At 66.5% G+C, this 284-nt stretch carries 1 protein-coding gene; it reads left to right on the forward strand.

Translation table 11 applies throughout. The annotated features are described in order from the left end of the window. Nucleotides 1-91: 91 nt before the first annotated feature. Nucleotides 92-284, forward strand: a 193-nt coding sequence (locus EN851_RS35860; protein ID WP_189587379.1) for a HupE/UreJ family protein, incomplete at its 3' end; no start/stop codon positions are given.

The following is a 284-nucleotide window of genomic DNA, read 5'->3' on the forward strand; positions in this document are numbered from 1 at the left end:
CCGGCCTCGGCCAAGCGCGTGCTCAAGGCGGAAGGCTGCGGCCCCCGCAAGGTCGCCTGACCCGGTAATTTTCAGAAGGAAAGACGCGCCCATGATTTCCGCTTCGACGAAATGCACCACGCTCGCCGCGATCCTCTTCCTGGCAGCCGCCATGCCGGCCTACGCCCATATCGGCATCGGCACCACCTCTTCCTTCGCTGCCGGTTTCGCGCATCCGCTGTCCGGCCTCGACCATATGGCGGTCATGCTCGCCGTCGGCTTGTGGGCCGCCCTTCATCGCGGCC

This window comes from Mesorhizobium sp. M8A.F.Ca.ET.208.01.1.1, from assembly GCF_004791315.1.
In the GTDB taxonomy this organism is placed as follows: domain Bacteria; phylum Pseudomonadota; class Alphaproteobacteria; order Rhizobiales; family Rhizobiaceae; genus Mesorhizobium.